This is a genomic window from Rhizobium sp. M10, assembly GCF_002531955.1.
Classification (GTDB): domain Bacteria; phylum Pseudomonadota; class Alphaproteobacteria; order Rhizobiales; family Rhizobiaceae; genus Rhizobium; species Rhizobium etli_C.
Map to the genome: position 1 here is coordinate 1 of NZ_NWTA01000053.1, position 6,818 is coordinate 6,818.

At 58.2% G+C, this 6,818-nt stretch carries 3 protein-coding genes and 4 pseudogenes; 2 read left to right on the plus strand and 5 right to left on the minus strand.

Annotated elements, in window-relative coordinates; genetic code table 11:
• Both CO671_RS34455 and CO671_RS32685 read right to left on the minus strand, forming a co-directional pair.
• Positions 1–535: pseudogene (locus CO671_RS34455) on the minus strand (hypothetical protein); the annotation flags it as partial.
• 60 nt (positions 536–595) lie between these two features.
• Positions 596–1,080 (minus strand): annotated as a pseudogene (locus tag CO671_RS32685) (transposase); the annotation flags it as partial.
• A gap of 524 nt (positions 1,081–1,604) precedes the next feature.
• On the opposite strand from CO671_RS32685, the gene CO671_RS32690 reads away from it, so the two are divergent.
• Positions 1,605–2,492: a hypothetical protein gene (locus CO671_RS32690; RefSeq protein WP_029875558.1), complete on the plus strand. Its 888-nt coding sequence runs from the start codon at positions 1,605–1,607 to the stop codon at positions 2,490–2,492.
• A 117-nt stretch (positions 2,493–2,609) separates the two neighbouring features.
• On the opposite strand, the pseudogene CO671_RS34460 reads toward CO671_RS32690, so the two are convergent.
• Together CO671_RS34460 and CO671_RS34630 are read right to left on the minus strand one after the other, a co-directional pair.
• Positions 2,610–2,874: pseudogene (locus CO671_RS34460) on the minus strand (LLM class flavin-dependent oxidoreductase); the annotation flags it as partial.
• A 705-nt stretch (positions 2,875–3,579) separates the two neighbouring features.
• Entirely contained in the window at positions 3,580–3,987 is a 408-nt protein-coding gene (locus CO671_RS34630; RefSeq protein WP_029875557.1) for a nuclear transport factor 2 family protein, read from the minus strand.
• Positions 3,988–4,741: 754 nt separating this feature from the next.
• Between CO671_RS34630 and CO671_RS32715 the strand changes: the two are divergent.
• Positions 4,742–5,299, plus strand: a pseudogene (locus CO671_RS32715) (radical SAM protein); the annotation flags it as partial.
• A gap of 210 nt (positions 5,300–5,509) precedes the next feature.
• On the opposite strand, the gene CO671_RS32720 reads toward CO671_RS32715, so the two are convergent.
• A complete protein-coding gene (locus tag CO671_RS32720; RefSeq protein WP_037147017.1) occupies positions 5,510–6,520 on the minus strand; it encodes a LysR substrate-binding domain-containing protein in 1,011 nt (336 codons plus the stop codon).
• Positions 6,521–6,818 lie beyond the last annotated feature (298 nt).

Consider the following 6,818-nt stretch of genomic DNA (forward strand, 5'->3'; position numbering starts at 1 on the left):
CGCCGACGCGAACCTTGGTTGAGACCACGTGAGTCTCCGTTGCGGCATCGACGTCTTGCTGCCCCGAACTCCGCGACGACGTCTTGCCGCTGCTCAATCCGAACGCCTTCTTGAACCCTGACGCCATGCGCGACGTAAATCCGCGGCGTTTGCCCTGCGGCGCCGCGGCGACTTCGCCCGCCTCCGCCATATTGCTCGATGTCTTGCTCCCCGAGCCGCCGAATCGCAAGCTGCTGGAGCCCGCCCGAGAGACGTCTATGCTGTGGCGGGCGCCGCTCAACGAGTTCTCCGGCGCCAACGACTGCGGCGTCACTCGCATCGAACCGCCCACGGATCTGCGACGCGGCACACGGTCGCCGGCGTCACTGTCGTGCGAACCGAGGCGCAAGTCGCTCAGATCCTGTTCCACATCTCGTCTCTGTGAATTGTACTCCCGGATCCAGGCGTCCGTATCGAAAGCTCCGGTCACGCCTTCGATCCACTCACTTACTTCGCGAGAATCGTCATCGCGCGGCTGGTTCCGTCTTGGGTACATCGATGCCGGTCCTCCGGAAATCAAATTTGGAACCTCGATCCTATTGACGCCGGACGGCTCTCCTTCCCGTCGAAGCAGGACGAACAGTCGCCGATAGCCGAAACGCCGACGCTCGTTTGCAAGGTCACGCAGCTTTGCCCGCAGCGCCACCTCCGGCGGTCGGCAGGACCGATAACGCACCGTCTTGCGGTCGGCGGATATGATCTGGCAGGCCCGCCGCTCCGAAAGACCCATCACGGCCTTCAGATGCGTGACGGCTTCACGCTTGGCGGCAGGCCCTACCATTTTTTTGCAAGAAGCTCGCGGAGCGCCGCCGCATCCAGCATCTGTTCGGCCAGCAGCTTTTTCAGCCTGGCGTTCTCGTCCTCAAGCGCCTTCAGCCGCTTGGCCTCGGACACTTCCATACCACCGTATTTGGCTTTCCAGTTGTAAAACGTCGCTTCCGAAATCCCGTGCTTACGGCAGAGGTCGGCCGCCTTCGCGCCTGCCTCCTGCTCCTTCAGTACCGCAATTATCTGCTCTTCGGTAAATCTCTGCTTCTTCATTCGTCCGTCCTTTGATGGGCCGGACTCTAATCAAATCTGGAGGAAATTCGCAGTGGCAGGTCACCTTCACCACCTAAGGGGTCTACGTGGCTCCGCTTTTCCAAAGCATTTTAGAATATCGATTTTGCATGATGGCGACCAGTCCGGTTGCACTAGCATATGCGTAATCTGCAATTGGAGACCAACAACGGTGAAAACAGAACAGGCCCGCGGGGCGGTAAATTTTCCGAGACGCCTCTAACATTCAAGCTAATCTTAGCCCTGCCGCGGCGCAGACACCTCCGACGGACTGTCAGCCGATTCGACGATGGTCTGGCGAAGGGAGCCACGCTTTCGCGGATCCTCGAGGCTTGGGCTGAGGTAAAGGGATCAGGAGCGGCGCATGCAACGCGCACCGCCCGCTTCATCGAGTCTAGCAGTCACGTATCCGCTTTATAGGCCGGACATGTGAGCGCACCGTTCCCATGTGAAGCGACTGAAAAGAATGCGCTTCATCACACCTTTCACTCTCAGGAGAGACCGCCATGGATAACTCAGAACGATCGCTGCGCTACAACATTTCCGAGGAAGATGATCGCACCCGGGCCATGGCGGGGTGGATCGAGAATATGACCGGGGCACAAACGCTTACGGGCATGCCGTCCCGATCAACGCCAGATCCCCATGCTCTTTCGCCTTCGTCGCCAACGCGACCATACTCGCTCTCTTCCGAACCTCCAATTAAGGTGCTCGACAGATCGACATTTGCCAGAAAAGTAAGGGAATTTTACGGTGATGAAATCAAGCACATTTCCGTCAATCCACAAGAGTACTCGCCCTTCGTGTCCTCTAAAGCCCTGCGTACGGCTACCATCGCTCGACTCTACGGCGGCACCGACAATGATACGCCCAGCGCGCGATATTTCAGCTATGATCTGGGAGAACGAAGCGTTGGGCTTTTAAGAACAGAGGATGGATTTAGCATCGAAAACGAGCCGTGGCGGGAACTATTTCCCGGTCGAAAAAGAATCACGTCGATTGTAGACCTTCGCGTTACTCATCCGCTTGTCGAGAACGCAGGCGATATTCTGCTCGAACATCAACTTCAACTCGACGGCGAACAGCCGTTGATCATGTCACGTCCCGCTACGCCGGAGATGGGAACCCGTCTAGAGCAGATGGGTTTCGTTGATGTGGGTGAAAATCGCTGGGTGCTCGACCCTACGCAACATCCCGACAAGTGGACAAAGAATAGCAAGGGTGGATGGCAGCGCGCCGACAAACCTTGGAGTTATCTCTCTAAAACCGTGGAGTATCTTAGCGACGATGAAGCAGGTGTCGAGGAGCATTCGAGTGACGCCAGTGTCGAGACAGATTCATCCGATGATGACCCGTCTTGGTACTTCGAACACCTCAATTTGAACCGCGGCTAAAAGCTTGCCTCATCGTGAGGACTTTTTGCGCCGCCGGCTGAGTTGATACGCCCTTGTATTACGGGAGGACGCAGGCGAAGATTAGAGACTGCAATAATTGCTGCGACTCTCTGCGACGGCCCGCCTCATGCTGCACTCCGATCCTGCCGCGATGCAGATTGGCGGGGCTGGCTTCTGGGTGGTCCGCAACGATATCGCCGTTGGGGGTATCTTCTGATAATGGCCGTCGGGTTCGAAAACCTTCTGGTTGAGCCCCTAAAAGATCACCCAGGTACTCCCCAGGCGCCTCATGAATAACGACACCGAAGCGCTTGAACTCGAATCGCTCGTATCCGGACCCGTCGCCAAGCCCAAGGCGACCGTCCGACACGATGTCGATGAATGATCGACGTGCGAGCTGACCGGAAACCGCACGGTCCGGTCGACATCATCGGGACGCGCCCATGGGCCCCATCGGCACGCGTCGGCGAATAGCGGCGAGATCCGTCTCGTCGGCGCGTTCCAGTTCTCGACCATCGGCGTGCGCACATAGCCGAGCTCTTATGGCCGTCAGGCCCACTCGACGCGACGCCAACTCGCATGCCAAACTTTTCGTGATCAAGATCAGGCCCCTTCCAGGCAGCGTAGCCGTTGCGTCTGGGATCGCCCAGCAACCCGCCCAGCGAGGCCACATTGAAGATCACAGGGCCGCGCGGCAACGCCGCACCGCACCGTTCCGCTTCCAGGAAGATCCACGGCAACGACAATGTCGCCGTTCGCAAAGGCAGCGACCAGAGCGCGGCCAATCCCGCCTGCAGCGCGTGTAATGACGGCGGGTGTCTGCTTGCTTCATGGATTAGCTTCTCCTGCTCCGGCGTATGCGATCTAACGCTAAAGGAGCCAGATGACAGCAAGTTAGCACCACGTCCCGGAAAAGAAGAGTTCGGCACCAGCTGAACGCGCCGCTATTCCGCCTCGGCTTTCATGCTCTTTGCCGCTTCCGAGCGTATAGACCGGGTCGTTAGAATGCGATGTTCCGATCGGCTGCCTGAAACCGAACCGCTCAATCTCTGGCGACGCCGCCTGCTGTGTCTGCTCCTCGAGCCAATCATAGACCACTGTGCGGTCGGCAATTCTCCACTCCCCTTCCCTTTTCTGAAAATGGTCGCAATATCGACCACATAGGAGAAACCTGGCAACGTATGATCCGGCCGCAGTCCGGCCCTCGTTGGAGCGCAGTGAAGTAGCTCTCGACAGCTGCTTCAGTCGGGCTGATAAACTCAATCAGAACGTTGGTGATCTGGTGGATGTTGCGCGGTTCGGTCTTGAAGACACCAAGCGTGAACTCAATGAATCCCTCGGCGGAGCCCGTATACGCTCCGTGAACGTCCTGCGCATCAGGCCAGAAGGAGCTGCGCAGCCCCGCCTCGTCCGCCCGTCTATCCCGCGGCAATACCGATAGGACAGTCGCGGATCGTTTCGCGATCATGCAATTCGACCCATTTTCGTGGTCCATGGCCCGTCGCAAGTCTGGTCTTGAGTTGAAAATGGCGTTCTATGCATCTGCGAACGGACATTCGCGCCGTCGGCGCTTGACTTGGTCTCGCAATGCCACTTCCCAGGGAACGTCTGTGAACTCAAACAGCGTGCGTAGGACAGCAACTCCCGCGCAATCAAGGACCATTGGTGCGTTGGATTTTGTCTGCAAGAACAGCCAGGGCCTCTCTGCGCTTGTGTGGAAGGTAGCTAACGGTCCATTCGGCGACAATGCGGTCGACGAGTTCGCCAGAAAGAGCCCAATGTCGACTGGATCCCCGTTTGCGGCCGCCGGGGCTGCCGGTGCCTGTCTCGGCGAAGTCTCCTCCAAAGCCTGTGATCCGAACGATCCTGCCTGGCTCCCAATCGGGCTCGTCTGACCGAGCGGGAGCGGCTGATCGACGCGAGGGAGAAATCTGGGGCCAGGCGGCTCGCCTCTCGGCGTCACCCCACGTTAGGCTGGTTATGCCATCCGCGGGCATCAAATCGGGGTGAAAGAAAGTTCTAAGCCTGGTGTGGTCGAGCGGCCCGACCTGCCCTCCTCAACTCAAGCACTCGAGGCGAGCCGCCATTTTACCGGTGTAGGTCTATTGTCGAATGCCTGACAACCCTATGTCGGGTCGCAAATGGAGGGAACCGGACAAAAAACGCTAACCAATTGAAAACTAACGCAATTTTCATTGGCATGGCCCTTGCTTCTTGAACCGCGACGTTAAGCAGCAACGGAGCCTTTAATGCCCCCACCAATGATTTCGCTCAAGAACCTGACCAGCACGACAACTATGAACCAACTGCTGGCCACAGCGAAGTCCACTGCTTGCGCCGCGTCATTGTGCGGTTCGTCCGCAAAGCCGCACCACGTCGAGCCGGCTGTCTGGGAGAAAATCACGGACCTTTCCTGCTATTTAGAAAAAGCGCACTACTATTTCGCGCGCATGCACGTCGTAGCCGCACCAGCTTGCAATATCCAGTGCAACTACTGCAATCGTAAATACTGCGCCAACGAAAGCCGGCCTACGCCTGACCAGGCGCTGCGAAAGGTCGTTGCGGTCGCCAATGAAGTCCCTCAGCTTTCCGTGCTCTTTATCGCCGGACCAAGCGATGCCTGTTATGACCGGAAGAAGACAAAGGCGACATTTGCACGCGGAGCCACAGAGGTCCCCGATATCAAGCTGTGTCTTTCAACCAACGGTCCGGCAGTGCCAGACCGTGTCGGCGAGCCTGCTGACATAAATGTTGATCACTTGACGATCACCATCAAAATGGTCGATCCGAGAGCCGGCGCGAAGATATCCGCGCCACTGCAGGGCCGAGCCGCAGCTCAGCAGAAGCCCGGATACAAGCAGACCCCGCGAGCACATAGGCATCCAAGTCTCGATATTCGTCCAACATGCCTGGCACTCTCGGGCGCAGCAGCGCTGAGCCCTTGGTCATCTCCCCGCGCAAAATCCCCGTTTGCTCTCTTTGATGCTTCGGGAGCATCCCGATCACCGCTTCTTGTGTCAGTCTGCTCCCGTCTCCAACGCTGCGGCGACCTCCTTGCGCAGCCATTTATGCTGCGGGTCGTGATGGCACCGCTCGTGCCAGATGAGCATGACCTTGTACGGTGCCGGCTCGAGGGGTGGATCAACAACCCTAAGCGGCAGCATCGCGGAAACTTGGGTCGCAACGCGGCGCGGGACGAGCAATACCAAATCCGTTGCCGAAGCTACCACCGCTGCCGTGAGAACGCTGGAAAAAAGTATGGGACTACGATCCGCTCGCAGGTTGGGCAAGTGGTCGTAGATCGGGCCGAAATGGTCGGGGGAGTCCGTACTGATGGCAGCGTGACGCAAGGTCGCGAAGTTGTCGATCGTCCATTCCTGCGCCAGCGCGGGATGGTCGTGGCGCAACAAACACGCGAAGCGGTCTGTATAGAGACTGCGCCGAAAATAGCCAGGCAGTTGCACGTCAATATGCCCAACGGCCAAATCAATATCACCTTGCTCAAGCCCCCGCACGGCACGATCAAACGGCAAACAGGCGAGTGTGTCGAGATGAGGGGCACGCTCGCGTAACCACGGCAGGAGGCGCGGTAGTACAGCCAAAGCTTGATGATCGGGGATCGCCAGCGTTGCCCCCCTCCCCCATTCTTTTGAGATTACGCTGCGGCTTGTCACCATCTCTCGGATCGTACGCAGTGCCGACGGCAGCCTTTGAGCCAGGTGTTCGCCTTGCGGCGTTGGGATCAAACCCGTTGAAGACCGCACCAGGAGATCATCATTGAACAAGCCGCGCAGCCTTCCCAGTGCCCGGCTCATCGCCGGTTGACTCCGCCCGATGTGCTGGCCCGCGTGCGTCACGTTCCGGTATTCGAGCAGAGCCTCGAGCGCCACCAGGAGGTTGAGGTCTATTGATGCTAGGTTTAGCTGGTGTCCAGTGAGGCGCTCTCCTCTCCAATCTTGCAACATCTTTCGCCTATAAGCGAGTTGATCCGTCACCTCTTTTTCTACATAGCGTTTCATGACGTTCATTCCTCAACAATCAATTCCGGGTCCAACGTTTTCGAGTTCATCTCGGCGGTGGAGCGCGGGTGACAACCTCATGGCATTGTGCCATCACGCGTCCAAGGGGCGGCCAGATCTGTGTGACGATGGCGATCACATGGAACATCGGGGTGTCCCACAGGAATATAGCGCCCGTGTCGACTTCCCCGAGCCCGTTGCAACAGTCTCGGATCCGATGCTGGGGTGCTTGGGTGAAAGAGGCGCACGCGCTCGAGCACAGCGTTGCAATAGGCCTCGGTCGCATAATACGCGATGCGGTCGATGT